At 71.0% G+C, this 1,914-nt stretch carries 4 protein-coding genes; 1 reads left to right on the top strand and 3 read right to left on the bottom strand.

Going from position 1 to position 1,914, the window contains the following annotated elements; translation table 11 throughout:
• Positions 1-265, top strand: a 265-nt coding sequence (locus IE177_RS34565) for a tetratricopeptide repeat protein (RefSeq protein WP_190019447.1), incomplete at its 5' end; no start/stop codon positions are given.
• A gap of 103 nt (positions 266-368) precedes the next feature.
• On the opposite strand, the gene IE177_RS34560 is transcribed toward IE177_RS34565, so the two are convergent.
• The 3 genes from IE177_RS34560 to IE177_RS34550 all read right to left on the bottom strand — a co-directional run.
• A complete protein-coding gene (locus tag IE177_RS34560; protein ID WP_190019446.1) occupies positions 369-1,139 on the bottom strand; it encodes a hypothetical protein in 771 nt (256 codons plus the stop codon).
• A complete protein-coding gene (locus IE177_RS34555; RefSeq protein ID WP_190019445.1) occupies positions 1,136-1,693 on the bottom strand; it encodes a SigE family RNA polymerase sigma factor in 558 nt (185 codons plus the stop codon). The genes IE177_RS34560 and IE177_RS34555 overlap by 4 nt, the downstream gene beginning before the upstream one ends.
• Positions 1,694-1,724: 31 nt before the next feature.
• On the bottom strand, positions 1,725-1,914 hold a 190-nt coding region (locus IE177_RS34550), incomplete at its 5' end, for a hypothetical protein (protein WP_190019444.1).

The following is a 1,914-nucleotide window of genomic DNA, read 5'->3' as shown; positions in this document are numbered from 1 at the left end:
GGGTCAGCAGCGGCGGGTGCTGGGGGAGGAGCATCCCGAAACCTTGCGCACCACGTCCAATATGGCGCTCCGGCTGGCGCAGGTGGGTCGGGTGGAGGAGGCACGGGAGCTGACCGAGGTAACGCTGGGTCGGCATCGGCGGGTGCTGGGGGAGGAGCATCCCGACACCCTGCGCACCGCGCGATTGCTCGACTCCCTCATGTCACCAACGGCGGCTGACACATCGGAAGACGAAGGATCTTCCCAGACATCCTCCGAGCCATGAGTCAGCGATGGGACTGCCTGGTCAGGCACGTTGACACCGGCCCGCTGCACATCTGCCGTGTCGGGTCACCCCTGCCAGTGAGGGCATGTCCTGGCGGCGGAGGTCAGCGCCAGTCGGTGTCGTGGCTGATCCGGTGGTGGTCCGCGTCGTACTGGTCGACGGAGGTGATGGTCTTCCCGTTGGCGATGGGTGCGGCCCAGGCGCGGTAGGCGGTGCCGGGGACGGTGACCGTGGTGGCCTTCACCTGGGTGCCGTCGGAGAGGGTGACCACGCCGTAGGCGACCTCGGCCTCGGGGTTGGAGACCATCAGACGGCTGCCGCTGAGACCCTTGTCGTGCAGGCCCCACAGTCCCATTCCGCCGCCGGCCTGGGGGTCCTGGGTGCCGGTGACGGGCTGGCAGTCGGCCCAGGGGCCGCCCTGGTGGTCGATGCGGACGCCGCCGATGTACATGCGCTGGCACAGCAGCGAGGTGCCGGGCGCTGTGGTGCCGCCGGGCAACTTGGGCAGGGTGTAGCCCTTGGGCAGCGTCCGGTGGAACTCCAGGGCCACCGACCACCGGTGTCCGTCCACCCGGCCCTCGGCCACCCGGACGACGACCTTGTCGGGGGCCGGGGTATGGGGGGAACTCGCGACGGGCATGGGTCGTCGCTCAGGGCCGACGGCGGTGTGCGACGGTTTCAGGAACGGAATCGCCAGGCCGATGCCCAGGACACAGGCGGCACTGGTCACGGCGGCCGCGGCACGGCGGCGCTTGCGGCGGATGCGCGCCGCGGTCAGGATCCGGTCGACGGGAGCCGGGGACGAGGGGTAGGCGGCGCGGGACCGGGCGAAGGCGGCGCGTACCCGGTCTTCTTGGCCGTGGTCGGGGTTCATCGTGCCTCTGCAGAGCGGCTGGGTAGGTAGGTGCGGGTGAGGGCCGAACGGCTGCGCAGTTTGGCCAGGGCCCGGGATGCCTGGCTCTTCACGGTGCCGACCGAGCAGCCGAGGACGTCCGCCACTTCCTCGACGGACAGATCCTCGCAGTAGCGCAGCACCACGACCGCCCGCTGCCGCTCGGGCAGGTCGGCGAGCTCCCGGGCCAGTGCGTCGTACACGTCCACGCCTCCGGCACCGGCCCCGTCGTCGTGGACGGGGCCGGTGTCGGGAAGCGACGGGAGAAGGAGGTGGGTGATCCTGCGGCGCCGGTACCGGCTGCGATTGGTGTTGACCAGCGAGCGCCGGACGTAGTGCTCGGCGCGCTCGGGATCCAGCCGCCGCCAGTGCGGGTACACCTTCGCCAGCGTCGTCTGCACCAGGTCCTCCGCTTCATGGAAGTCACCGGTGAGCAGGTACGCGGTGTGGGTCAGGGCCCGCCAACGGGCGGCGACGAACCGGGTGAACTCCGAGTCCGGTCCGCTGTCCGCGGCCCTGGGGTCACTTGGCTGCACAGCAGGGGGTGCCCGTCCTTCGTGTGGGTGGTCAGCGCCAGTCGGTGTCGTGGCTGATCCGGTGGTGGTCCGCGTCGTACTGGTCGACGGAGGTGATGGTCCTTCCGTCGGGGATGGGTGCGGCCCAGGCGCGGTAGGCGGTGCCGGGGATGGTGACCGTGGCGGCCTTCACCTGGGTGCCGTCGGAGAGGGTGACCACGCCGTAGGCGACCTCGGCCTCG

This window comes from Streptomyces lucensis JCM 4490 (assembly GCF_014650035.1).
GTDB lineage: Bacteria > Actinomycetota > Actinomycetes > Streptomycetales > Streptomycetaceae > Streptomyces > Streptomyces lucensis.
The sequence above is the reverse complement of the archived record's forward strand: the minus strand, read 5'-3'. Positions and strand labels throughout refer to the sequence as shown.

What these genes read in the sequence shown, in the direction of transcription:
- IE177_RS34560 (WP_190019446.1), bottom strand. Translation starts at nt 1,139, where the DNA reads ATGAACCCCGACCACGGCCAAGAAGACCGGGTACGCGCCGCCTTCGCC.